The organism is Nioella sp. (assembly GCF_964229645.1).
Classification (GTDB): Bacteria; Pseudomonadota; Alphaproteobacteria; order Rhodobacterales; family Rhodobacteraceae; genus Nioella.
In genome coordinates, this window is the sequence record NZ_CAXREX010000188.1 from 1 (window position 1) to 24,646 (window position 24,646).

22 protein-coding genes and 1 tRNA gene are annotated in these 24,646 nt (G+C 64.9%); 10 read left to right on the plus strand and 13 right to left on the minus strand.

Annotated features, from left to right (window positions below; all coding sequences use genetic code 11):
- The 3 genes from guaA to ACEQXV_RS12700 all read right to left on the minus strand — a co-directional run.
- A partial coding sequence (guaA, locus tag ACEQXV_RS12690) for a glutamine-hydrolyzing GMP synthase (RefSeq protein WP_370269509.1) occupies window positions 1-1,433 on the minus strand: 1,433 nt, incomplete at its 3' end.
- A 60-nt stretch (window positions 1,434-1,493) separates the two neighbouring features.
- Entirely contained in the window at window positions 1,494-2,030 is a 537-nt protein-coding gene (locus tag ACEQXV_RS12695) for an NUDIX domain-containing protein (RefSeq protein WP_370250783.1), read from the minus strand.
- Between the two features lie 53 nt (window positions 2,031-2,083).
- Window positions 2,084-2,254, minus strand: a complete 171-nt coding sequence (locus ACEQXV_RS12700; protein ID WP_370250782.1) for a hypothetical protein — start codon at window positions 2,252-2,254, stop codon at window positions 2,084-2,086.
- 178 nt (window positions 2,255-2,432) lie between these two features.
- Here ACEQXV_RS12700 and ACEQXV_RS12705 point away from each other — a divergent pair, with 178 nt between their 5' ends.
- Entirely contained in the window at window positions 2,433-3,980 is a 1,548-nt protein-coding gene (locus tag ACEQXV_RS12705; protein ID WP_370269510.1) for a trimethylamine methyltransferase family protein, read from the plus strand.
- 9 nt (window positions 3,981-3,989) lie between these two features.
- Here ACEQXV_RS12705 and ACEQXV_RS12710 read toward each other — a convergent pair whose 3' ends face one another.
- Window positions 3,990-4,244, minus strand: coding sequence for a DUF6477 family protein (locus ACEQXV_RS12710; RefSeq protein ID WP_370269511.1), 255 nt, complete (start codon window positions 4,242-4,244; stop codon window positions 3,990-3,992).
- Between the two features lie 491 nt (window positions 4,245-4,735).
- On the opposite strand from ACEQXV_RS12710, the gene ACEQXV_RS12715 reads away from it, so the two are divergent.
- The gene (locus ACEQXV_RS12715) at window positions 4,736-5,602 is read left to right on the plus strand and encodes a DUF6456 domain-containing protein (protein ID WP_370253344.1); all 867 of its coding nucleotides are present in this window, start codon (window positions 4,736-4,738) and stop codon (window positions 5,600-5,602) included.
- A gap of 108 nt (window positions 5,603-5,710) precedes the next feature.
- On the opposite strand, the gene ACEQXV_RS12720 is transcribed toward ACEQXV_RS12715, so the two are convergent.
- Both ACEQXV_RS12720 and ACEQXV_RS12725 read right to left on the minus strand, forming a co-directional pair.
- Complete coding sequence (locus tag ACEQXV_RS12720; RefSeq protein ID WP_372525799.1) at window positions 5,711-6,931, minus strand: MFS transporter; 1,221 nt, start codon at window positions 6,929-6,931, stop codon at window positions 5,711-5,713.
- Window positions 6,932-7,010: 79 nt separating this feature from the next.
- Window positions 7,011-7,985 carry an arginase family protein gene (locus tag ACEQXV_RS12725; protein WP_370269514.1) on the minus strand — a complete coding sequence of 325 codons (975 nt, stop codon included), beginning with the start codon at window positions 7,983-7,985 and terminating at the stop codon, window positions 7,011-7,013.
- 86 nt (window positions 7,986-8,071) lie between these two features.
- On the opposite strand from ACEQXV_RS12725, the gene ACEQXV_RS12730 reads away from it, so the two are divergent.
- The 5 genes from ACEQXV_RS12730 (at window position 8,072) to speB (ending at window position 12,497) form a co-directional block, all read left to right on the plus strand.
- Window positions 8,072-8,701, plus strand: a complete 630-nt coding sequence (locus tag ACEQXV_RS12730) for a DNA-3-methyladenine glycosylase (protein WP_370269515.1) — start codon at window positions 8,072-8,074, stop codon at window positions 8,699-8,701.
- Window positions 8,698-9,381, plus strand: coding sequence for an alpha/beta hydrolase (locus ACEQXV_RS12735; protein ID WP_370269516.1), 684 nt, complete (start codon window positions 8,698-8,700; stop codon window positions 9,379-9,381). The genes ACEQXV_RS12730 and ACEQXV_RS12735 overlap by 4 nt, the downstream gene beginning before the upstream one ends.
- Before the next feature lie 322 nt (window positions 9,382-9,703).
- Window positions 9,704-10,294, plus strand: coding sequence for an HNH endonuclease (locus ACEQXV_RS12740; RefSeq protein WP_370269517.1), 591 nt, complete (start codon window positions 9,704-9,706; stop codon window positions 10,292-10,294).
- Between the two features lie 9 nt (window positions 10,295-10,303).
- On the plus strand, window positions 10,304-11,518 hold the full coding sequence (locus ACEQXV_RS12745) for a reductive dehalogenase domain-containing protein (RefSeq protein WP_370269519.1): 1,215 nt from the start codon (window positions 10,304-10,306) through the stop codon (window positions 11,516-11,518).
- Between the two features lie 31 nt (window positions 11,519-11,549).
- On the plus strand, window positions 11,550-12,497 hold the full coding sequence (gene speB / locus ACEQXV_RS12750) for an agmatinase (RefSeq protein WP_370253731.1): 948 nt from the start codon (window positions 11,550-11,552) through the stop codon (window positions 12,495-12,497).
- 91 nt (window positions 12,498-12,588) lie between these two features.
- Here speB and ACEQXV_RS12755 read toward each other — a convergent pair whose 3' ends face one another.
- Entirely contained in the window at window positions 12,589-13,530 is a 942-nt protein-coding gene (locus ACEQXV_RS12755) for a radical SAM protein (RefSeq protein ID WP_370269520.1), read from the minus strand.
- A gap of 217 nt (window positions 13,531-13,747) precedes the next feature.
- Between ACEQXV_RS12755 and zwf the strand changes: the two genes are divergently transcribed.
- From zwf to pgi, 3 genes are read left to right on the plus strand one after another with little or no spacing between them, the layout of a single operon-like run.
- Window positions 13,748-15,202 carry a glucose-6-phosphate dehydrogenase gene (gene zwf / locus ACEQXV_RS12760; RefSeq protein WP_370269521.1) on the plus strand — a complete coding sequence of 485 codons (1,455 nt, stop codon included), beginning with the start codon at window positions 13,748-13,750 and terminating at the stop codon, window positions 15,200-15,202.
- Window positions 15,199-15,870, plus strand: coding sequence for a 6-phosphogluconolactonase (gene pgl / locus ACEQXV_RS12765; RefSeq protein WP_370269523.1), 672 nt, complete (start codon window positions 15,199-15,201; stop codon window positions 15,868-15,870). The genes zwf and pgl overlap by 4 nt, the downstream gene beginning before the upstream one ends.
- A gap of 46 nt (window positions 15,871-15,916) precedes the next feature.
- Window positions 15,917-17,530, plus strand: coding sequence for a glucose-6-phosphate isomerase (gene pgi / locus ACEQXV_RS12770; protein WP_370269524.1), 1,614 nt, complete (start codon window positions 15,917-15,919; stop codon window positions 17,528-17,530).
- Between the two features lie 10 nt (window positions 17,531-17,540).
- On the opposite strand, the gene ACEQXV_RS12775 is transcribed toward pgi, so the two are convergent.
- The 6 genes from ACEQXV_RS12775 to ACEQXV_RS12800 all read right to left on the minus strand — a co-directional run bounded on the left by ACEQXV_RS12775 (window position 17,541) and on the right by ACEQXV_RS12800 (window position 24,587).
- Complete coding sequence (locus ACEQXV_RS12775) at window positions 17,541-18,779, minus strand: hypothetical protein (protein WP_370269525.1); 1,239 nt, start codon at window positions 18,777-18,779, stop codon at window positions 17,541-17,543.
- 422 nt (window positions 18,780-19,201) lie between these two features.
- On the minus strand, window positions 19,202-19,807 hold the full coding sequence (locus ACEQXV_RS12780; RefSeq protein ID WP_370253371.1) for a LuxR C-terminal-related transcriptional regulator: 606 nt from the start codon (window positions 19,805-19,807) through the stop codon (window positions 19,202-19,204).
- 485 nt (window positions 19,808-20,292) lie between these two features.
- A tRNA-Gly gene (locus ACEQXV_RS12785) sits at window positions 20,293-20,366 on the minus strand.
- Between the two features lie 38 nt (window positions 20,367-20,404).
- Window positions 20,405-21,790, minus strand: coding sequence for a DUF2235 domain-containing protein (locus tag ACEQXV_RS12790; protein WP_370269526.1), 1,386 nt, complete (start codon window positions 21,788-21,790; stop codon window positions 20,405-20,407).
- A gap of 70 nt (window positions 21,791-21,860) precedes the next feature.
- Complete coding sequence (locus ACEQXV_RS12795; RefSeq protein ID WP_370269528.1) at window positions 21,861-22,418, minus strand: carboxymuconolactone decarboxylase family protein; 558 nt, start codon at window positions 22,416-22,418, stop codon at window positions 21,861-21,863.
- A gap of 123 nt (window positions 22,419-22,541) precedes the next feature.
- On the minus strand, window positions 22,542-24,587 hold the full coding sequence (locus ACEQXV_RS12800; RefSeq protein ID WP_370269529.1) for an ASKHA domain-containing protein: 2,046 nt from the start codon (window positions 24,585-24,587) through the stop codon (window positions 22,542-22,544).
- Between the last annotated feature and the right edge of the window lie 59 nt (window positions 24,588-24,646).

A 24,646-nucleotide genomic window follows, 5' to 3' on the forward strand; every position in this document is an offset into this window, starting at 1 on the left:
GTCATGCCATCGACCGAGGTCACGGCCCGCAGCGCGCAGGCATAGTCGTAAGTGCGCCCGTCGCCCATCACGCCCACGGTGCGCACGGGCAGAATGGCCACGAAAGCCTGCCAGATCTCGTCGTAAAGCCCGTGCTTGCGAATTTGATCAATATAAACCGCGTCCGCCTTGCGCAGGATCTCCAGCTTTTCGCGGGTGATCTCGCCGGGGCAGCGGATGGCAAGACCGGGGCCGGGGAAGGGGTGGCGCCCGATGAAGCTGGCGGGCAGGCCCAGTTCATGACCAAGCGCGCGCACCTCGTCCTTGAAGAGCTCGCGCAAGGGTTCCACCAGTTTCAGCCCCATCTTCTCGGGCAGGCCGCCCACGTTGTGGTGGCTCTTGATCGTGACCGAGGGACCGCCCGAGAAGCTGACCGATTCAATCACGTCGGGGTAAAGCGTGCCCTGCGCCAGGAACTCGGCATTCTCGATCTGGTTGGCGTATTTCTGGAACACGTCGATGAAGAGCCGGCCAATGGTCTTGCGCTTCACCTCGGGGTCGCTGACGCCTTCCAGCTCACCCAGGAACAGCTCGCTTTCATCGGCGGCGATCAGCTTCATGTTGTAGTGGTCGCGGAACATCTTGACGACGTCGGCGGCCTCGTTCTGGCGCAAGAGCCCGTGATCGACGAAGACACAGGTCAGCTGGTCGCCGATGGCCTCGTGCAGCAGCACGGCGGTCACCGAGCTGTCGACGCCGCCCGAAAGGCCGCAGATCACGTGGGACTCGCCCACTTGTTCGCGGATGCGGGCAATCGCCTCTTCGCGATAGGCGCCCATGGTCCAGTCGCCCTTGAACCCGGCCATGCGCACGAAGTTCTCGTAAAGCGTCTTGCCGTTCGGGGTGTGGTGCACCTCGGGGTGGAACTGCACCGCGAAGAAGCGGCGCGCGGGATCGGCGGTCATGGCGAAGGGCGCACCGGGCGAGGTACCGAGCACCTCGAAGCCGGGGGCGATTTCGGCGACATGGTCGCCATGGCTCATCCAGACCTGTTCGCGTCCGTCCAGGAACCAGCCAAACAGGAAGTCGTCATTGTCGCCGGCCTGCTCCACGTAGGCGCGTCCGAATTCCGCGGTGGCGTGTTCGCCCGCTTCCACGCGACCGCCCAGGTCATGCATCATCACCTGCTGGCCATAGCAGATGCCCAGGATCGGCACGCCCAGTGTGTAGGCAGATTGCGGCGGCCGGGGGCTGCCCTCGCGCATCACGCTGTCGGGGCCACCCGAAAAGATGATGGCCTTGGGCGCGAACTCTGCCAGGAACGCGTCGGTCACGTTCTGGTAGGGGTGGATCTCGCAATAGACGTTCAGCTCGCGCAGGCGGCGGGCAATGAGTTGCGTCACCTGGCTGCCGAAGTCGATGATCAGAAGGCGGTCATGCGTGTCTTGGGTCATGCGCCAGCCAATAGGCGCGCTCGCGCCTTTGTGCAAGCGCGATAAGGGTCGCGGGCGGACCTAGCCGGGCAGAAGATCGGCCAGCCCCTCGGGCCAGAGCATCAGCCGGCCAGCGCGGGCCTTGGCCAGCGACACCCACTTGGCCTCTTCGGGACGGCCCGCAAGGGTCAGGGCCAGCGCGTCGGCCTCGTAGATCTCGGGGGTGGCGAAGCGCGCGGTGAAGGCAAAGACGATCTCGTGGCCAATGGCACCCTCGTGCCGGTAGAGATGTTCCAGCACGCCGAGCGGGGCCAGGTCGGTGATCTGTTGCCCGGCGCTGTCGCTAATCCAGCGCTGAACTGCGTCGGCGGCCCGCTCGCCCGGGACCACCGGCCCGCCAAGCGGCCGCCAGCCCTTGATCGTGCCGTCATCGGCATGGACCGGGGCGCACAGGATTTGCCCTTCGCGCAGAAAGACCGCTACGGCCGTGACCGCGATCCCCGGCGCAGGGCGCCACGGGGCAGGGGCCGTCGCCACGGGCGGGCGCGGGCCGTGGTCTGCGCCATGGTCGTGCCCGCAGCCGCAGGCGGGGTCGGTGCAGGCGTGGTCGTGGGGCATCCGTCGGTCTCCTTGCCCCAAGGGCTAGCCGCCCCGCGCCCGCGCGGCAAGGGTCACGGGATCAGAACGTTGATCAGGGTCGCGCCGATGATCCAGATGGCAAGGGCCAGGACGATGGCCGTGGTCAGCGAATAGAACCCGCCCGGCACGCCCAACAAAAACGCCACGACGCCAAGCCCGCCGATGAACCCCATCAGGGGTGTCTTGCGACTCTTCCAATCCATGAGATGTCCTCCTCGGGTCGGAATTCTCCTCGCAAGCGGCCCCTGTGCGCCTTGATCTGGCTCATCCCGGGGTGGTCCATGTCGCTTTTCCCCCGCAATCGCCGCAATTCACCCGCGGTTTGCGGGGCTCAGTTTGTATCACATCGGAAACTTACCCCCTTCTGAAGGAACGACAGCGATGAGTGATGCAGCAACCGCCCGACGCCGTGGACGTGGTGGTGGCGGGGCCGCCCGACGGGCCGAACGCACCGCCGTCAGCATCGAGACCGCCAGGTATATCGAGCGCAACATTCCCAATTTCGAAGTGCTGAACGACGAGGCGCTGGAAATCATCGAGGCCAATGCCGAGATTGTGCTCGAAGAAATCGGCGTCAACTTCGTGGAAAACCCCGCCGCGCTGGAACGCTGGCGCGAGGCCGGGGCCGATGTCGATGGCGAGCGGGTCCGCATGCCCAAGGGCCTGGCGCGCAAGCTTTGCGCCACCGCCCCATCGAGCTTCACACAGCACGCCCGCAACCCCGCGCGCAATGTCGAGATCGGCGGCCGCAACCTGGTTTTGGCCCCCGTCTACGGCCCGCCCTTCGTGCTCGACCTCGAAGGCAATCGCCGCTACGCCACGATGGCCGATTTCAACGATTTCGTGAAACTGGGCTACATGTCCAAGTGGCTGCACCATTCGGGCGGAACGGTGTGCGAACCGACCGACATCCCGGTCAACAAGCGCCATCTCGACATGCTCTACGCGCACATGACGCTGTCGGACAAACCCTATATGGGCTCGGTCACCGAACCGTCGCGGGCGCTCGATTCCATCGAGATGTCGAAGATCCTCTTCGGGGATGACTTCGTCGAGCAGAACACGGTGATGACCTCGCTGGTCAACATCAACTCGCCGCTGACCTTCGACTCGATCATGATGGGCGCGCTGGAACATTACGCCGCCCACAACCAGGCCGCGATCATCTCGCCCTTTATCGTGGGCGGCGCGATGGCGCCTGTTTCGGTCGCGGGCACGCTGACGCAGGTGCTGGCCGAGGTGATGGCAGGCGTGGCCTACAGCCAGCTGATCCGCCCCGGTGCGCCGGTCATTTTCGGGGCCTTCGTGACCTCGATCGACATGAACTCGGGCGCGCCCACCTTCGGAACGCCGGAAGCGTCGCATATCACCATGGGTGCCGGGCAACTGGCCCGCCGCATGGGTCTGCCCTATCGCTCGGCGGGGTCGTTCAACGGCTCCAAGCTGCCCGATGCGCAGGCCGCCTATGAAACCGCCAACTCGCTCAATGCGGGCCTTCTGTCGGGCGTGAACTTCATGCTGCACGCCTGCGGCTGGCTGGAAGGCGGCCTGGTCTCCAGCTTCGAGAAATTCGTGATGGATGCCGACCAGCTTGGCACGCTGCACAAGATGGCGGCGGGCGTCAGTTATGACGAGAATGCGCAGGCCATGGATGCGCTGCGCGAGGTAGGCCCGGGCGGTCACTTCCTGGGCTGCGCCCATACCCAGGCGAACTTCAAGTCGGGTTTCTGGCGCACCGAGCTGCTGGACTACAAGCCCTACGAGCAATGGGCCGAGGAAGGCGGGCGCGACACCCGCCAGCTGGCCGCGAACCGGGTGCGCAAGCTGCTGGCCGATTACCAGAAGCCCGCGATCGACCCGGCCGTGGAAGAGGCGCTGACGGCCTATGTCGCCAAGCGCAAGGAAGAGATGCCCGACGCCTTCGTCTGAGGGCAGGGTTCAGATCACCTGGCCCGCAGCCTGCGCGGCCAGCATCACCGCGACCAGTAGGTCCACATGACGGCGGGGCGAGTAATCGGCCTCGCCGTCTTTGCGTTTGACCTCCATCTCCAGTTCCTCCGACAGGATCCGGTCGAGCCCCATGCGGGGAACCGGCGCCCCGCGCCGGGTTAGGATGGCTGCCCCGTGACGGGCGGCCTGAACCAGAAGGCGGGGGCGGCGCAGCGCGGGCAGGTCGAGTGCGGGCTTGGTCATGGCGGGGCTCCTTTCCCATTTCAGGTGAGTCGCCCTCCATGCTGCCCCGGCGGGCCGGGCTGTTGCGCCGATCCCGAAAGCGGCGCGCGGTGTTCCTCATTTGTTTACTAATTGGAAACAAATTGCCGCGTTATCCACAGATTTTAACCAATCAGTAATCAATGCTCACAAAGGCTTGCGGGGCTTATCCACAGCTTGCCTGCCCGGAGGCCAACCCGATGTGTGCTGACCCGATCCAAGGTATTCCCCCCGCCCGCTACCCGGCCTGGGTGCCGGAATCCGCGCGGAATTACCTCGATCACGTCGGGCGCGGGGCCTCGCTCAGGCAGATCGCGCAAGCCAGCCGCTGCCACCCTTCGACGGTGGGGCGGCGGGTGCGTGCGGTCGAGGCGCGCCGCGACGATCCGTTGATCGACGAGGCCCTGACGGCGCTCCAGGCGAGTTGTGTTTCCAAATCAGAAACAACCAACCCGAGCAAGGAGCATCCACATATGACAGCCCCCCTCCGCCCCCCCCTGGTTTCCGACGAAAGCACCGTCCAGCGGGAGGCCCGCCGCATCCTGCGCAGGCTCTGCGAGAAGGGGGCCTCGCTGGTGCTGGCGCAGGACATGGACAAGGCCATCGTGCTGCGCCAGGGCAGCGATGGCAGCCAGACCCGGACGGCGGTTCTGGATCGCAAGGTGGCCCATGCTTTCGCGCTCAAGGACTGGATCCAGACCGCCCGGCAGGGGCGGGTCAGCGTCTACGCGATCACCGAGGCCGGGAAATCGGCCCTCAAGCGTCTGATCGAGGAAGACCGCAAGCGCCGCCGCGCGCCGATGGAACTGGCCGAGGCCGCGACGCCCTTCCGCGCGCAGCACCAGCTTTGGGGCGAAAAGCCCGTCGAGCAGGAGGACGGCTCGATCGCGAAAATGCGCATCAACCTGGCGGAATCGCCGCTGGCGGCGCTGGCGCGGCGCAAGGGACCGGACGGCAAACCCTTCCTGGGCATGGACCTGGTGCAGGCGGGAGAAAAGCTGCGCGAGGATTTCGAGCGTGCACAGATGGGCCCGCGCGTGGCGCAGAACTGGGAAAAGTTCCTGACGGGCGGCGATCGGGGGGCGGGGTTTTCGGATGGCGGTATCGCGGAAGGACCGCAGGCCGCGCGGGATCGGGTGACGCGGGCGCTCGATGAAATGGGGCCAGGGCTGGCCGATGTGGTGCTGCGGGTCTGCTGCTTCCTCGAAGGGCTGGAATCGGCGGAAAAGCGGCTCGGCTGGTCGGCGCGGTCGGGCAAGATCGTGCTCAAGATCGGTCTACAGCGTCTCTTGAAGCACTATCACGAGGCCTACGGCTTCGTTCCGGCGCGGTTGGATTGAGCCCGGGCTGACCGATCCGGCGCGGGGGCTGGCTTTCTCTCTCCCTTGTCTCCTGCGCCACCTAGCCGCCCGTCCGTGCCCGGTCGGGCGGCCTTTCGGGCCGGGGTCTCAGGCGTCCTTTGGGCGCAGCGCCAGCCAGATCAGCGCGCCGCCAGCCAGGGCAAGGAAGGGGATCATGGCGAGGTTCACCGCCGTCCAGCCTGCCGTGACCGAGCCACCCGAACAGTTCATGAGCCCGCCCGAAGCCAGCGAAGCCACGGTTACGCAGCCAAAGACCAGCGCATCGTTGAGCCCCTGAACCCGGCCCCGCTCCGCGGGGCTGTGCGCGCTTTGCAGCATGGTGGTTGCGCCGATGAAACCGAAGTTCCAGCCCACGCCAAGCAACACCAGCGCGATGAAGAAGTTTTCCAGATCGACCCCCATCAGCGCCACGCCACCCGCCCCGGCCAGGATGAAAAGACCAAGAGCGACAATGGTTTGCGATCCGAACCTTGCAATCAGGTGGCCTGTAAAGAACGAAGGCACGAACATTGCAAGGACATGGGCCGACACGATGTCGGCGGCCGTGTCCTGTTCGTAGCCGCAGCCCACCACCGCCAGCGGGGTCGAGGTCATGACAAGGTTCATCAGCGCGTAGGATACCATCGCGCAGATGATCGCCACGATGATCTTGGGGTCCCTCAGCAATTCGGCGCGGCTGCGACCCGCAGGGTCGCCCTCCGCCCGCGCGGGCGGCTTGGGTATGTCGAGAAAGGCAAACAGACCAGTGCCCAGCACGTTGATCGCCACCACCGTCAGGTAGATGCCGAAGAAGGGCACGACGGTCAGATCATTGGTCAGTTTCACCAGTTGCGGCCCGATCAGCGCCGAGGCCAGCCCCCCCGCCATGACGTAGGAAATCGCCTTTGGGCGGAAACTGTCCGAGGCGGTGTCGGCGGCGGCGAAGCGGTAAAAGCCCTGCGCCGACATGTAGATACCCGTCAGGTAAGAGCCGAGCAGGAAGACGGTGAAACTGTCGATCCATAGCCCGAGCGCCGAAATGCCGGCCCCCGTGGCCCCGCCAAGCGTGCCGATGGCAAAGCCCGTGCGCCGTCCAAAGCGCTGCATCGCCCCCGACAGCCACGGTGCCGTGGTCATCGAACCGAAGACAATCAGCGAGATCGGCAAGGTTGCAAGGCAGGGATTGGGTGCCAGCATCTGGCCCGCCAGCCCGCCCACGACGAAGATCATCGGCATCTGGCTGCCCAGGATCGCCTGCGCCAGCACCAGGACGCTCACGTTGCGCCAGGCACGTGCATTGTCGTGTTGGGACTCGGACATATCGCTCATGGCAAAATCGCTAGACCCGTTTCCAGCCGATGAAAAGGGGGCAGGGCAAAATACTTGTGTTGTTAAGTCCTGATCAGGGTCAGCTTTCGCAGTTTTCGGCGATCATAGAGATCATTTCGAACATGACCGCGCCCGCGACCATCGCGGTGATGTTGTTGGGGCTGTCCTTGGTGGGCATCAGGCAGACCACGTCGCCGCCCACGATGTTGAGCCCGCGCGCCGCATGCAGCAACGCCATTACCTCGTCGATATCGAAGCCCTTCACGCCGGGCTCGATATTCGACACCGCGGGGGCGACCGTGGGGTCGAGGCAGTCGAGATCGAAGGTGATGTAGACGGGCCGGCCGGCCAGTACGTCCTTTGCCTGGGCAATCACGTCCGCCGCACCACGCCTGCGATAGTCGGCCATGGTCACGACGTTGTAGCCATAGTCGTAAGAGGGTTGCAGCCAGTCGAGCGTGCGCGGGTGGCCGCGCAGGCCGATCTGCATCGACCGGGTCGGATCGACCTTGCCCTGGTCGGCCAGGTAGGCCCCCCAATGGGCCGCCGACTTTTCCGCGCCCAGGAAGTGATCGACCTTGGTGAACACGTCCGTATGCGCATCAAGGTGAAGGAAGCTGATCGGTTCGCCCCCCGCGATCTTTCCCTTCCCAAGCGCCTGCACGATCCCCCCGGTAATCGAATGATCGCCCCCGATCGACACGGGCCGCGCGCCGCTGGCGTCTATGGTTTCATAGAAATCCGTGATCTGCTGGATGCAGTGTTCGTTGTCATTGGCGCGCGGGAAGGGCACGTCGCCGACATCGACCACCTTGCGCGCCCAGGGGTCGATGCCAAAACCGCCATGCACCCGCCGCTGCACCGCCGAGACATGGCGCACCGCGCGCGGGCCAAGGTGCTGGTCACGCTCCGTCGTGCCGTTGCCCGTAGAATGTGGCACGCCGACCAGAGCGATATCGGCCCCCTCGGGCACCTCGTTGGGTGCACGAAAGAAGGTGGGAATGCCCCACCAGTAGAGGTTGTTCATCATGCTGGCGTCATGTTCCTGGGCCATGCCCCATCTCCCCTTGCGGTTTTCGGGCAGCGTGGCGCGGCTTTGCTTGCTTGGCAAAACATTTCCGCTCTGAAAGGGTGGCCCCCATGGTTGGACGGATTATCGAAACCCCTGAATGCGTGGCCGAGGGCGCGGCCTGGCTGGCGGCAGCCGAGCCGCGCTTTGCCCATGCCCTGCGCCAGACCGGGCCGTTGCCCTTACGCCGCCGCAAGGACGGGTTCGACCAGGTGCTTTCGGCCATTGTCAGCCAGCAGGTCTCGGTCGCGGCGGCAGATGCGATCTGGGGACGGCTGAAAAACGCGCGGCTCACCGGGCCACGCAAGATTGCCTGGGCCAGCGACGAGGACCTGCGCGCCTGTGGCCTCAGCCGCCAGAAGATCCGCTACGCAAGGGCCCTGGCCGAGGCGCGGATCGATTTTCCCCGCCTGCGCCATGCCCCCACGGAGGATGTCATTGCCGTGCTGACCGAGGTACCGGGCATTGGCCGATGGACCGCCGAGATCTATGCCATGTTCTCGCTCGGGCGGGCCGATGTCTTCGCGCCGGCTGACCTGGCCTTGCAGGAATCGGCGCGGCTTCTGTTCGATCTGCCCGAGCGCCCCACCGAGCGCGCCCTGCGGCAGATGGCCGAGGCCTGGTCGCCCTGGCGCGCGGTTGCCGCCCGCGCGCTTTGGGCCTACTACCATGTGGCAAAGGACAGGGAAGGCATCAGATGACCCGCACGCTCGAATTCTCCAAACGCCCCGCCGCCTCGGGCGAGGCCGACAGCCTGGTGATCTTCCTGCACGGCTATGGCGCCGACGGAAACGACCTTCTGGGCCTGGCCGATCCGCTCAGCCCGCACCTGCCCAACACGGTCTTCATGGCCCCCGATGCGCCGGAACGCTCGGCGATGAACCCGATGGGCTTCCAGTGGTTCCCGATTCCCTGGATCGACGGCTCCTCTGAGGAGGCCGCCGCCGAGGGCATGGCGCGTGCGGCAGATGATCTGAACGCCTTCCTCGATGCCGCGATGGAGGCCGAAGGCGTGCCCGCGCATCGCACCGTTCTGGTGGGCTTCTCGCAGGGCACGATGATGAGCCTGCACGTGGCCCCCCGCCGCGCCGCGCCCTTCGCGGGCGTCGTCGGCTTCTCGGGCCGCCTGATGGAGCCCGAACTTCTGGCCGATGAAATCGTCAGCCGGCCGCCGGTGCTTCTCATCCATGGCGACCAGGACGACGTGGTGCCGCCGCAAAGCCTGCCACAGGCCGCCGAGGCGCTGCAGGGCGCGGGCATCGATGTCTATGCCCACATCATGCGCGGGACGGCCCATGGCATCGCGCCCGACGGCTTGTCGGTGGCGCTGGCCTTCATCCGCCAGGTGCTGGATATCGAGGACAGCCCCGAAGAGGACTGACCCCCTCATTGTTCCCCAAATATCCCGGGGGAGTCGCCGAAAGGCGACGGGGGCAGCGCCCCCCGACCGTTTTCCGCGGCGGAAAACGCCCGCGATCCGCAGCGGATCGCGCCGGTCGCCCGGCCCGCAGGGCAGGGCGACCCCCCAACAGGCGCAGGCTGTCACGCGCCCGTCATCCTGATCGCCTATGACAAAAGCGCTCCACCCAAAATGTGGAGCTTGTCAGCCGATTATTGGCAGATATAGTGGTTACATGGCTGGAGCGGGTGCTCCCGCTCTGATGCCGGAACAACCGAGGCACAGGGCGAGAGCGGAGTCACTCATGGACGGCGACGGCAGTTTCAGAACCAGTTTCGTAAGAGAGTCCGGATCGCTCCGGCATCACCCGGCCTTGGTGCTCAACGCCGATTACCGGCCGCTCTCCTACTACCCCCTGTCGCTCTGGCCCTGGCAGGATGCAATCAAGGCCGTGTTCCTCGACCGGGTCGATATCGTGGCCGAGTACGATGCCTTCGTGCATTCGCCTACGACCCGCATCCGCATCCCCTCGGTGGTGGTGCTGAAAGACTACGTGAAGCCGCAGAAACGCGTGGCCTTCACCCGCTTCAACCTCTTCCTGCGCGACGAGTTTTCCTGCCAGTATTGCGGCGGCAAGGGGGATTTGACCTTCGACCACGTGGTGCCGCGGGCCAAGGGGGGCATCACGTCGTGGGAAAACGTGGTGGCGGCCTGTTCGCGCTGCAACCTGCGAAAGGGCTCGAAGAGCCTGCGCCAGTCGGGGCTTTCGCTGCGCAAACCGCCGCGCCAGCCCGGCGCCGAGGAGCTGCGCAACATGGGCCGCAAGTTTCCGCCAGGTCACTTGCACGACAGCTGGCTCGATTTTCTCTATTGGGATGCAGAGCTTGAAGCGTAAGCTCGCGCCATGACCTGGCCCCGCAATCAGACCGACACGCCCCCGCATCTTCTCGAAAGTGACCGCGCGGCGGGCTTCGAGATCACGCCCGCCTACACCCGCTTTTCCCAGATGAACGACATCTTCACCCGGGCCTTCTGGGACCCGGCGGTGCGCTCGAAGGACAGTGACGGGTTTTTCGCCTCCTACCGGATGGAGGCCGCCCCGCGCCGCGGCGAGGGCTTTCAGACCCGCGATTTCGCGCTGCGCAATGCCGCCTGGCGCATCTCCGACATGGTCTCGGAACGGCACGCGGGGGAGGGCGAACGGGAAGGCTTCCAGGCCCCCCTGCGCAGCGACACGCCGGTCGCGAGCGAGAAGGCCGACCTTGGCACGCCCGAGGAGGAGGCGCAGGGCATCAAGCATATCGCCCGGCTTTTCGGGGCCGATCTGGTGGGGATCACCCATCTGGACCTGCGCTGGCACTATGCCGACCGGCCCGACACGCGCGACATGACGCCTGTGCCCAATGACCTGCCCGACGGCCTGACCCATGTGATCGTGATGGCCCATGCCATGGATTTCGACCTGGTAGAGACCTATCCAAGCGCCTTGGCAGGGGCCGCGACGGGGCTCGAATATTCCCACGAGGCGGCCATCGCCATGCAGCTTTCCGCCTATATCCGCAACTTCGGCTATCAGGCGGTGGCCAGCATGAACGACACCGCCCTCGTCATTCCCTATGCGGTCAAGGCGGGGCTTGGCGAATACGGGCGCAACCAGATGGTGCTGACGCCCGAATTTGGCCCCCGCGTGCGGTTTTCCAAGATCTTCACCGATATGCCGCTGGCGGTCGATCGGCCGCGCAACCTGGGGCTCGCTGCCTATTGCCACGGCTGCACCCAATGCGCCGAGAGCTGCCCGCCCAAGGCGCTGCCCTTCGGCGCGCCCGATTTCGGCGAAGAAAAAGCGGCGGGCAGCCCGTCGACGCAACGCGGCGTGCGCAAGTGGTCGGCCAATTGCGAGGCCTGCTTTGGTTACTGGGCGAAACTGAAATCCGATTGCGCGATCTGCATGCGGGTCTGCCCCTTCAACCGGCGCGGCGGCTGGCAGGACCGGCTCTGGCGCTGGCTGGCCACGGGCGGGGCGGGGCGAACGGGCGTGCGGCTTGCCCGCGCCTGGCAAGAACGCCAGGGCGTCCGCCCCCGCCTAAAGCCGCGTGACTGGTGGCAAAATCCCCGCTAGCCTCGCGCAAAATCCAGACAGGGAGTCATCCATGGCCGATCCGTTCTTCACCCCGATCTCGGGCTTCGACCTGCCGCGCTTCGCAGGCATCCCCAGCTTCATGCGCCTGCCGCATGTGGGGCTCGACCATGCCCGCATCGACGAGGTGGAGATCGGGCTCATTGGCGTGCCCTGGGATGCGGGCACCACCAATCGCCCCGGTCCCCGTCACGGGCCCCGCCAGATCCGCGATATGTCGACGATGATCCGGGCCCAGAACGACGCCACGGGCATCCGCCCCTTCGAGGCGAAGAATTGCGCCGATCTGGGCGATGTCGGCCCCAACCCGGCCGACCTGATGGACAGCCTCGACCGGATCACGCGGTTCTACGACCGGGTGAAGGCCCATGGCATCAAGCCGCTCACGGCGGGGGGCGATCACCTGTCCTCCTTCCCGATCCTGCGCGCATTGGCCAAGGATGCGCCGCTTGGCATGATCCATTTCGACAGCCACACGGATCTCTTCCACAGCTATTTCGACGGGCGCATGTATACCCACGGCACCCCCTTCCGGCGCGCGGTCGAGGAAGGCCTGCTCGACCCCAAGCGCGTGGTCCAGATCGGCATTCGCGGCACGGCCTATGACAGCGAGGACCGTGATTTTGCCGACAGCGTCGGCATTCGCGTGATCCCCATCGGCGAATTCCATGCCCGCGGCGTCGAAGACGTGATGGCCGAGGCGCGCGAGATCGCGGGCACGGGCGATACCTATGTGAGCTACGATATCGACTTCGTCGATCCCGCCTTCGCGCCGGGCACTGGCACGCCCGAAGTGGGCGGGCCCAACAGCTGGCAGGCGCTCGAGGTGGTGCGCGCGCTTCAGGGCGTCAACATCGTTGGCGCCGACCTCGTCGAGGTGTCGCCCCCCTTCGATACCTCGGGTGGCACGGCCTATCTCGGCGCATCGATCATGTTCGAACTGCTCTGCGTCATGGTCTGACACAGGGCCTTCTTCTTTGCATAAATACTCCAGGGGGGTGCGGGGGGAGGATCCCCCCGCCTGGATCGACGCGCCTTGCGCGGCGATCCCCTCAGGCCGAACAGCTTGCCCCGCCCAGGACGCAGAACTTGGCGCAATGGGGGTGGTTGAGTGCCACGTCGCGTTCGGCCTCTTGCAGGGTCTCTCCCATTTCGAAAGCCTCGTCATAGGCCAGGAGCGTGCAGGCCAGCACCACCGGACGCTCGGCCCCCTTGCGCTTGACCACCATGCGCGACGAGGCGCACATGACGCTGTCGGGCGACTTGCCCAGGATGCCCCAGCAGGCGGTCGTGATCTCTGGCACATCGACCGCGGCATCCATCTCGGGGAAGAGCACCAGCGCGCCGGGATCGGCGGCATCGACCCGGTAGCCCCGCGTCTCGAACAGGGACGCGAAACGTGCACGCGCCTCGGCCTCGGACTCGCCCCAGAGCGTGCGGGCGGCCACCGCCATGGCAATCCCGGCGTCGCGCAGCCAGTCCATCCCCTCCAGCGTCTTGGCGAAGCTTCCGGGCCCGCGTTCCTCGTCATGGCGGGCCTCGGACCAGTGATCGAGCGAAACGCGCAGCGTCATCTGCCCGGGATAGGCGGCATCGAGGCGCGCGAGCCCCTCGCGCACACTGCGCCGCATCATCGGCAGCATGGCATTGGTGAGGATCAGAACCGCGTAGCCGCGCGCCAGGGCGGCCTCGGCCATGTCGATCATCTCGGGGTTCAAGAAGGGCTCGCCCCCGGTGAAGCCGATCACGCGCACGCCCCAGTTCTGCGCCTCGAGCTGGTCGAGATACGTCTCCACCTCGGCGCGGGTGATATAGACCAGCGCGTCATTGGTCGGGCTCGACAGGATGTAGCAATTGGCGCAGGTGATGTTGCACAGTGTCCCGGTGTTGAACCACAGCGTCTGCGGGTTGGACAGCGCCACGCGTGCGCGCGGCTCGCCCTTGGCGGTCACCTCGGGGTCGCGGAATTTCTGGGGATCGAGCGTGTCTTTCATCGAATGCGGCCTTTTTGCTGCCCCATGGCTAAGCATTTGGTCCCGAAATGAAAACAGGGCAAATGCGCCACCACGCCATTGTGATCTTTCCGTGAAAGGCTGGACGTGAAAGAATTATCGGTGTAGAGCCTGCGCGACAGCGCCTGATAGCGCTAACATAGGCAAGGCAATTCCGGGCGGCGCCCCGCCGCCCCACGGCAGTCCGAAGGAAGGTTCCATGGTTGCGCGCGTCATCCCGGTAGAGCAATTCGATCTGGTCATCTTCGGCGGCACCGGCGATCTCGCCCGCCGCAAGATCCTGCCCGGCCTCTACCGCCGCTTCTGGGCCGAGCAGATGCCGCCGGGCTCTCGCATCATCGGGGCCGCGCGCACCGAGCAGGACAGCGATGCCTGGCGCGCCTTCGTGCGCGAGGCGATCGAGGCATTCGTGTCCGAACGCAAGCGCGACCCCAAGACCATCGAGGCCTTCCTGGATTGCCTCAGCTACGTGCCGATCGACGCCATGGGCACCGGCGGCTGGTCCGAATTGAAGGGCCACATGCGCGAGGGCGTGGTGCAGGCGTTCTATTTCTCGGTTGCACCCAGCCTTTTCGGTTCGATCGCAGAACGGCTCAAGGACAATGGCATCGCGCGCGGCGACGCGCGGATCGTGGTCGAAAAGCCCTTCGGGCGAGACCTGGAAACCGCCCGCGCGCTCAACGCCACGCTGGCGGCCCATTTCGACGAGGCGCAGATCTACCGGATCGATCATTACCTGGGCAAGGAAACGGTTCAGAACCTGATGGCGGTGCGCTTTGCCAACATGCTCTTCGAGCCGCTGTGGAACGCGCAATATGTCGATCACGTTCAGATCACCGTGGCCGAAACCGTGGGCGTCGGCGGGCGTGGGTCCTACTATGACAAGTCGGGCGCGATGCGCGACATGGTGCAGAATCACCTGATGCAGCTTTTGTGCCTGACGGCGATGGAGCCCCCCGCCCATTTCGAGCCGAACGCCGTGCGCGATGAGAAGCTCAAGGTCATCCGGGCGCTTGATCCGGTCGATCCGGGTGACATCGTTCGGGGCCAATACCGGGCCGGCAAGGATGGCGCGAGCTACCGCGAGGACGCGGAAAACACCGACAGCCTGACCGAAAGCTTCGTAGCGATGAAGGTGCATGTCTCGAACTGGCGCTGGAACGGCACGCCTTTCTACCTGCGCACCGGAAAGCGGATGAAGGCGCGCATGTCCGAGATCGTGGTGCATTTCAAGGAACCGCCCCACAACATCTTTACCGAGGCGGTGGAACCGCGCGCCAATATCCTGACCATCCGCCTGCAACCCGATGAAGGCATCGACCTGCGCATGACCATCAAGGAACCGGGGCCGGGCGGGATGCGCCTGGTCGAGGTGCCGATGGACATGACCTTCGCCGAGGCGCTCGGGCCCGAAGCGGCCGATATTCCCGACGCCTATGAACGCCTGATCATGGACGTGATCCGGGGCAACCAGACGCTGTTCATGCGCGGCGACGAGGTCGAGGCAGCCTGGGCCTGGACCGACCCGATCATCTCTGGATGGACGGCGCGCGAAGATGTACCCTTGCCCTACGAGGCCGGGTCGGCGGGGCCGGAGGATGCGCTTATCCTGCTCTACCGCGACGGTCGGCGATGGAGGGAGATTTCCGCATGAACCTGGTCGAATACCCCGACAGCGAGATGATGATGCTGGACCTGGCCGACGCGTTGGCCAGCGAATTGGCGGATCATCTGCGCCGTGAGGATGCGGTCAGCTTCTGCGTGCCGGGCGGCAGCACGCCGGGGCCTGTCTTCGACGTTCTGAGCGAACAGGCGCTGGATTGGGATCGGGTGACGGTCTTCCTGTCGGACGAACGGTGGGTCCCTGCCGATCATCCGCGCTCGAACACGCGGCTCATCATGGAACGGCTGATGGTCTCCAAGGCGCGGCAGGCCAATTTCGTGCCGCTCTATGCCACCGCGCCCACGCCCGAGGATTACGTGACCGACCTGGCCCGCGGGCTGGAACCGCACCTGCCCATCACCCTTCTGCTGCTTGGCATGGGGGCGGACATGCACACGGCGTCGCTCTTTCCCGGCGCCGACCGGCTGGCCGACGCGCTGGACGATCACGCGCCGATCCTGGTGCCGATGCGCGGGGGCGGCGCGCCCGAGCCGCGCGTCACGCTGTCGGCCCGGGTGCTTGCGGCGGCGGTGTCCACCCATATCGTGATTACCGGCGCGGAAAAGCGTGCGGCGCTTGAAAAGGCGCAGAGCCTGCCCGTGGAAGAAGCCCCGGTGCGCGCGGTCCTGTCCGGTGCAACGGTGCATTGGGCACCTTAAGAACGACCCTCAACATATTGAAATATAAACTGGAAGGAAGTCGCCCATGTCCATCTGGGACGATCTGAAAGCGCATAACGCGGCCAAGTCGGGCCGCACGATTGCCGATCTGTTCTTGTCCGACGCGGACCGGTTCGCGGGTTTCAGCCGTCAGTCTGACGGGTTGTTGTTCGACTTTTCCAAGACCGCGATCGACACTGCGGCGCTGTCTCTGCTGATCGAGCTGGCGCGCCAGGCAAAGGTCGAGGATCGGCGTGAGGCCATGTTCACCGGTGCCAGGATCAACGAAACCGAGGGCCGCGCGGTGTTGCATACGGCGCTGCGCGCACCGGGCGGCGTGGTCGAGGTGGACGGGCAGAACGTCATGCCGGGTGTCCTGGAGACCCGCGCCCGGATGGAGCGTTTTGCCCGCGCCGTGCGCTCGGGCGAGATTGCCGGGCAGGGCGGGGCCTATACCGACGTGGTCAATATCGGCATCGGCGGATCGGACCTCGGCCCGGTCATGGGCACGCTGGCGCTGGCCCCCTACCATGACGGGCCGCGCATCCACTATGTCTCGAACGTGGACGGGGCGCATATCCATGACGTGCTGAAGGGGCTCGATCCCGCGCGCACGCTGGTCATCGTCGCGTCAAAAACCTTCACCACCATCGAAACCATGACCAATGCCGACACCGCGCGCGCCTGGATGGCGGGCACGGTCGAGACCCCGGCCGACCAATTCGCGGCGCTGTCCACGGCGGCTGAGCTGACCGCCGATTTCGGCATCGCGCCCGAGCGCGTCTTCGGCTTCGAGGACTGGGTTGGCGGGCGCTATTCCATGTGGGGGCCCATCGGGCTTGGGCTGATGCTGGCCGTGGGGCCGGAGGCATTTGGCGACTTCCTGGCCGGCGGTCACGCCATGGACACGCATTTCCGCCAGGCCGACCTTGCCGATAACCTGCCGGTTCTGCTCGCCCTTGTGGGGATCTGGCATAACCAGGTGCAGGGCCATGCGACCCGCGCCGTGCTGCCCTATGAACAACGCCTGCTGCGTCTGCCCGCCTATCTTCAGCAGCTGGAGATGGAGAGCAACGGCAAGCGCGTGTCGATGGATGGCGCCGACCTGGAGATGAATTCCGGCCCCATCGTCTGGGGCGAGCCGGGCACCAACGGCCAGCACGCATTCTACCAGTTGATCCACCAGGGAACCCGCGTGGTGCCGTGCGAATTCCTGGTGGGGGCAGAGGGGCACGAGCCCGATCTGGCCCATCATCACCGTCTGCTGGTCGCCAATTGCCTGGCGCAGTCCGAGGCGTTGATGCGGGGGCGGTCGCTGGAAGAGGCAACCGCGATCATGGCCGCCAAGGGACTGACCGGGGCCGAGCGCGACCGTCAGGCGCGCCACCGCGTCGTCCCGGGCAACAGGCCCTCCACGACGCTGATATACCCCAAGCTCACCCCCTTCGTCCTGGGCCAGCTGATCGCGCTGTACGAACACCGGGTGTTCGTCGAGGGCGTGATCCTGGGCATAAACAGCTACGACCAGTGGGGCGTGGAACTGGGCAAGGAACTGGCCAAGGCGCTGGAGCCGGTGCTGAGCGGCGAGAGCGACGGGGCGGGCAAGGACGGCTCGACGCTTGGGCTGGTCCGCTTCCTGACCGGGTCGCGGGCGGGCTGACGCGCGGGGATCAGCTGCGCTCCGGCACTGGTATGTTGCCGGAGCGCAGGTTCAGTTCGACCGAGCACAGGCACCAAAGCATCTTGCCAAGCCCGAGGATGTTCTTGTCGAACTCCTCGATCAGCCCCTTCACATCAAGCCAGTAAAGCACGTCACGTTCCGCAAGATCGCTCAACAGGCCGTGTGCGAAGTCGTTGAACTGCGCGTTCTTCGTCCACAGCAGCTCCCAATTGGTGTGAAGGGCCGTCCTGGCCGAGCGTTCCAGCTTTTCCTCCGGGGTCTTTGGTTCCGGTTCAGGGGCGTAGCGGGGATCTTCTGGGTGCACGAGGTCGTCGAAGATCCGGGGCCAATTCTCTTTCAGCATGCGATGATAGTGGGCCTGTCCCAGCCGTTCTTCGGGGGCCATTGTCAGATAGGATTTCTGCCAACGCGGATCGTTGTAGATGGTGATGATCCCCTTGCGCACGGATTGATGCTGCGCTGTGCCGCCATCGCCAATGAAGTTGATCCCGATCCTCTGGTGCTGGCGATAGCACATGTCCAGCTGGTCGTCGTAGCCCATGATCTCTTGCGGAAGAAGTGGAGCCTTGGGCAGAACGCTGAACGGGTCGTAGTCCTCGGGCACCATCGTCTGGACCAGCCGCTTGGTGGAGGGGCGGAACACTTCGTTCTTCTTGGCGAAGGCGGCCAGCGCGTCCTGCCAGCTGTCATGCCAGACCCCATGCAGGCGCTTTCCGCTGGTGGCATCCCCCAGAAAGCCGGACATCGACGGGTAGGAAGAATAAGGTTTCAGCGGATTGGTGAGCTGGGTCTTCATTCCGTAGAGCGTTCCGGCGGTTCCCTCTGGACGGGCCTGGAACCGCTTGATCCAGTCATCGACATCATAGGTGCCGCCTTGCGTCTCGATCAGGAAATGGGTGGGCAGAACATGATCGGTGAAGTAGCGGGCACGCTCGATATCCCTGTTGCCTTTCTGGCCGGTCGTATAGGCGATGATGTTTTCGGGGGGCAGGACTTCCAGAGCGACGCCAAGCAACCCACGGGAATCCATGCCGGACGTGACGCCAAGGCGAAGCTTTTCGGTGCCGGTCTCCTCGAACCGGTCCCGGAAGATGCGCACTGCAAGGTCGCGCGCCGAGGCGGGCGAGGCAGGATCGAAGCAATCGACGCCATCATCGGTCAGGATGGTGCGGTAGAAAGCTGCTTTTTCCTCGGCCTTGGACAAGCTTGGCAGGAATGCGAACCACATGAAATCGCATAGCTTTTTATAGCTGGCATTCATCGTCATATCGGTCAAAAGCCCCCGGTAATGCCATCGCCCGGCATTGCCAGGGAGTATAACCCGACTTTTGTTGATCTAGTCAATTTTCGCGGATCGTGATCTGAACCGCTGTCTCGTCGGGGGGGGGCGATTCCCGGCATCAACAGCCAAGACAAGGGGCAGGTTAACCGGTCAAGGGCGGCTCGATGCCTGGGCTGGCGGCCTTCGCTGAAGGCCTTTCTGGCCGAGCAGGCGCGCGACGCGCGTGAAAGCCCCGGCAAACCACTTTGGGCTGATACTGCCCCCGGGGCGGGGCTTTGGGGGGGAAGCCCGCTTGCCCCGGGGACAGCACCAGCCAAGAAGCGACCGGAGCACAGGGAGGGCCTCCGGTCGTTTCGTGTCGGATGGGCTCAGACCAGTTGCCGACCGATGGCAGCCACGGCGACCTGGGTTCGATTCGAGACGCCGAGCTTGGAAATCAGCCGCTTGACCTGCAACTTGATGGTGGTTTCCTCCAAGCCCATCTGTCTTGCGATTTCCTTGTTGGACAGGCCCTGGCTCAGGTGCATCAGGGTCAGGGATTCCCGCAAGGTTAGGTCGTTCTTGGCCGCCGATACCGCAAGCGCCTGGTGCAGGTCATAGGGGAAGTAGCGTGCACCGGTAAGCATGTACTGGATGGCGGTGATCGCCGAGTCCAGGGACATGGACCTGGAGATAATGCCGAATGCGCCGGCCTCCATCAGTTTCAGCGTTGTGGACGAGCGGCAATCCGAGACGAGAGCCACGGGATGAGCCGGGTGATCCTTCAAGAAACCTGGGAAGGCAGAGACGCTGTTCTGCCCCAGAAGGTCCTGCCGCAACAGGATGAGATCGACGGGTTCTGGCGCAGACAGGATGTCATCTGCCTGTTCAAGTGAGCAGGCCCGGACAAGTTCCAAGTCGCTTTTCGCTTCCATGGCCACACAAATCGAGGTGCCAAAGAGTTCGTTGTCGTCGATCAGGAGGATGCGGGACATTGAGTTGGTCCTTCTAGGCGTCTGTTCGCGCAGTCGGAAGATTTTGAAGACCGCGGTTTCGATGGGCAAGATTTGATCAAAATTAACCGAAATCCAAAACTATGCGATCGAATGGCTTTGTATCTAAGGAGGAGTCACGAGGGTCTGCCTGATAAGCTTTTTTCGGCATTTCTCGTGAATTATATATATATTACAATGCTTTGTGTCTCTGGAGGCTTCTGCTTTTCCTCTTAAGGATGACGTGAAATTCCGTGACGTAACATCTGCGAAACTGAGTGCAAAATTGGGATGCGCTGACGTAATTTGATCAATCAGAGTCCGTGTGCTGCAGCTAAAGATAGCAGAACCTCTGCCCCGTGATTCCAACCTGCTACCCAAGAAGTGAGCTATTTAGGAAGACTTGCACGAGCGCTTCACCGGCACCTTGGCCAATGCGCATCCTGAGATGGGGGAAACAAAAAGCGCCCACTGCGGGGCGCCTTCTTTGGAGCGGGTAACGGGAATCGAACCCGTAACTTAAGCTTGGGAAGCTCGCGTGATACCTTTTCACCATACCCGCGCTCTGGAGGGTTGAGGTAATCGGATGCCCGGCTGTCGTCAAGATGCCTTCGTCCCCGGCGGTGGCAGATTTCGGGGTTGGTAGAAGGGCCAGCGGCGGGTGCGCTCGGCCAGGCTGTCGTCCAATTCGTGCCCCATGGGGATGGCGCGGGGTTCTTCCAGTGGCAGATACCATTTCCACAGCCAGGCAATTCGCCCCGGCCAGCCACGTCGCTTGATGGATTTGGGCAGGATTTCAAGCGGATACCACCAGATCGACATGCTGTCATGGATCTCGGCCATGGCGTCGGGGCGGGCATAGGGCGTGCCGTCGAGGCTTTTGACTTCGCGCCGCCTGCCCTCAAAATGCACCTCGCGCCGTTTCGGGTTGAGCCGCAGCCCCGGCGCGGGCAGGGGCAGGTCGCGTCTGCGATCGGGCGGGGCCTTGGCGCGGTCCTCGCGGTTGGCGGCAAGCTCGGCCTCATGCAGCGCGTCGAGCATCCATAGAAGCGTCAGCTTGCCGATCCCGGATTCCCGTTCGCGCGGGCTGCCGCCAATGTCGGAATGGTAGCCCGGGAACCAGCGCTGGCGCACGTATTGGCGCCGCTTCTGGCCTTCGTGGCGGAAGCGGTTGCCGTAATAGGCGGGGTCGGGCGTCCAGAAGAGGGGGCGGAACATGCTGCGCTTTTCGTCGGTGGCCAGCGCGTGCAGGACAATGCGCACCGAGGGGTTCGAGTCCACGTTCGCGTGCACCCGCAGCTCCATCGGGCTGAAGTTGCGCGGCAGGTTGCGGATCGGGCGCTGGAAGCTGACCATGGAACTGACCGTATCGAACAGGCAAAGCGCCCGGATCGGCACGTTGGCATCGGGTTTCAGCGTGTCCTCGTAGCGCCGCAACTGGCGGAAAGTGACCGAATGGGGCAGGGCGCGGTCGGTATCGGTCACGGCGCGATAGGCCCGGAAGGCCCCGGTCGCAAGATGCAGCTTGTCGGGCGCGATCAGCCCGAAATTGTGGATGAAGCCCGCCAGGATGCGCGCCGCGTAGGCCCCGCGCGAAAAGCCGAAAATGTAGATCTGGTCTTTCTGCGCCTCCGGGCGGGGGGCGGGTTTCTTCCCGCCAAGCTCGCGTTTCAGGCGCTGTTCGAAGTTCCATTCGCGGTTCTTCTGTTGCGTGCTCTTGTAGTTGCGGCACAGGAAACGGTAGGCGTCCAGCACGTCATCTTCCAGCCCAAGCCCGAAGGCCAGACCCGCCACCGCGCGCGCCTTCTGCCGCCATTTCCAGTCGAACAACCGGGGTTCGTCGAAGGTGCCGACCCCCGGAACGTAATGGGTGATCTGCTGGTCATCATTGCGCAAGGCATTGTAAAGCTTGATGATATTGGTCTGGTAATCGCCGACCTCGTTGCCGGTTCCGTCAAAGCAGATGACGATCTTGCGCGCTTTCATGACCCAAACCCTTGCCTACTAGTTACCCGTGCCCAGTGTGGCGGGGCGGGTGGCCCGGGGGCAAGGGGGGTTATCCTTGCCCCGCGACCCCGAGCCGTTCGGCAAAGCCGCGATAGTCGCTGCTGCGGTCTGCCTCGGTCATCGCGTCGCCGTCGCCATAGGCGAAATCGACGCCCGCGCCTTCGACGAGCCGGTTGAACAGGTTGAAAAGCGCACAGACCTGCACTGCGTGATACAGCGCCTCTTCGCTCCAGCCTGCGTCCAGCACGGCGCGGACATCCTCGCGTGTCAGGCGGCTAGGCAGGTGGTTCAGCTTCCTCACATAGGCCAGCAGCGGGCGCATCTCGGGCGCGACGGGGGCGGTGTCGGGATTATCCAGAAGCGCCTCGACCAGTCCCGGCGCAACCCCAAGCGCCTCGGCATAGATGCGGTGCGAGCCAAGGCAGAAGGCGCAGGCATTCAGGCCCGAGACATAGGCGGCGATCAGCTCGCATTGCGCGGCGGTCAGCGGCGCGCCCGCCTTCATGACGGCTTCCACATGCATCAGCAGGGGCCCCGCATGGGCCGGGTGGCGTGTCAGAAGGTCAGACAGCCGGGCAGGGCTGGGCAGGCTGGGGAAGAGGGGCATGGGCGGGCTCCGATTGTGGCCCGCCCAGTCTAGTGTAATCTGCCCGCCGCGTGCACCCTTGTGCAGCCTGCCGGATCGGCGCTTGCCAGCCTCGTGGACAACGGTCGCGTCGACCGAAGGCGATCAGCCGCGCCGACGCCTGCGCCGTCCGCCATCGCCGCCGTCGGCCCCGGCCGCGCCGTAATGCACCTTGGGCAGGTCAACGACGCTGTTGAGGATCGGGAAGGGCTCGACCGAGTTGGGAATCGCCGAGGCGTTCACGAAATGCTCCTGGAAGCGGGGTTCGACCGCGGTCTCGATCTTGTGGATCTGGCGCACCACCTGTTCGATGCGTCCCCGCGCCTCGCGCGAGCAAAGCGCGATGCGCGCACCATGGCCGGCAGCGTTGCCTGCACTCGTGACCTTGTCCAGCGGCGCATCTGGGATCATGCCCAGCACCATCGCGTGCTTGGGGCTGATATGGGCCCCGAAGGCCCCGGCCAGCGTGACGCGGTCCACGGTTTCGACGCCCATTTCGTCCATCAGGAGCTTCGCCCCGGCATAAAGCGCAGACTTCGCCAGCTGGATTGCGCGGATATCGCCTTGCGTGACGGTGATGCGCGGTCCGCTATCGGCGCTGCCATCGTGAATGAGATAGGCATGGGTCCGGCCTTCTGGCTCGCAGCGGGGGGTGCCGACCTGGTCTGCCGACCCGATGAGGCCTGAGGCATCGAGAATGCCCGCAAGGCGCATCTCGGCCACCGCCTCGATGATGCCCGATCCGCAGATGCCGGTGACTCCGGTGGCGGCGCTTGCCTCGGCAAAGCCGGGATCGTCGGACCACAGATCGCAACCGATGATGCGGAAACGCGGATCCTTGGTGACAGGGTCGATTTCCAGCCGTTCGATCGCGCCGGGGGCGGCGCGCTGGCCCGAACTGATCTGTGCCCCTTCGAAGGCGGGCCCAGTGGGCGAGGAACAGGCCAGGACCTTGCTCGTGTTGCCCAGAAGGATTTCGGCATTGGTGCCCACGTCGACGACCAGCACCAGGTCTTCCGACTTGTTTGGCTCTTCCGACAGGGCGACGGCGGCGGCATCGGCCCCGACATGGCCCGCGATGCAGGGCAGTACGTAGACCTGAGCCTCGGTGTTGAGCGCGGTGAGATCGAGGTCGCGCGCGGGCAGCGACAGCGCGGAGGAGGTGGCCAGGGCGAAGGGCGCCTGGCCCAGTTCCACCGGGTCGATGCCCAGAAGCAGGTGATGCATGACCGGATTGCAGACGAAGACGGTTTCCACGATGAGGTCGGGGGCAATCCCGCCCTCGGCGGCAATCTCGCCCGCCAGCGTGTTGATGGCCTCGCGCACCGCGTTGGTCATCTCGGCATCGCCGCCCGGGTTCATCATCGCGTAGGAGACACGGCTCATCAGGTCTTCACCGAAGCGGATCTGCGGGTTCATGAGGCCCGAGGAGGCCAGAACGCGCCCGTCGCTGAGGTCGCACAGATGCGCCGCAATGGTGGTGGACCCCAGGTCGATCGCCAGCCCGTAAATGCCGCCTTCGTGCAGGCCGGGCCAGATGTCGAGGATGCGCATCGCGTCGGAGCCCTGCGCCTGGTGCAGCGCCACGGTCACCTGCCATTTGCCCTTGCGCAGAACAGGTTGCAGCTTGCGCATCAGCGGCAGGCCAGCGGTGACATTCTCGATCTGCCACTGGTCCTTGAGCGCGCTGCGCAGCCGCTCGAAATCGCCCGAAGGTTCGTGCATGTCGGGTTCTTCGACTTCGACGAAGACCAGCCGCGTTGCCGGGTCCATGACGATGGGACGATCAGAGGCCGCCTTGCGGACCACCTGGCGGTGGACCTGGCTCTCGGCCGGAACGTCGATGACGATATCGCCTTGCACGGTGGCCTGGCAGCCCAGCCTGCGGCCCTTCTTCAGGCCGCGCACCCGGTCATAGCGGGCCTCGACCGCGTTCCATTCCGACAGCGCGTCCTCGCGCACGGTCACCCCGTGCTTGGGGAAGTCGCCATAGGACGGGGCCACCTGGCACTTGGAGCAGATCCCCCGGCCGCCGCAGACGGAATCGAGGTCGACGCCGAGTTTGCGGGCCGCCGTCAGAACCGGGGTTCCAACAGGGAAACGGCCCCGTTTGCCCGAGGGCGTGAAGATCACCAGAGGATGGTCAGACATGCGCGCGCCTTTCTCCTTTGCGGCTGTTTTAACGCGCGGGCCGGAAAGGGAAAGGAGCG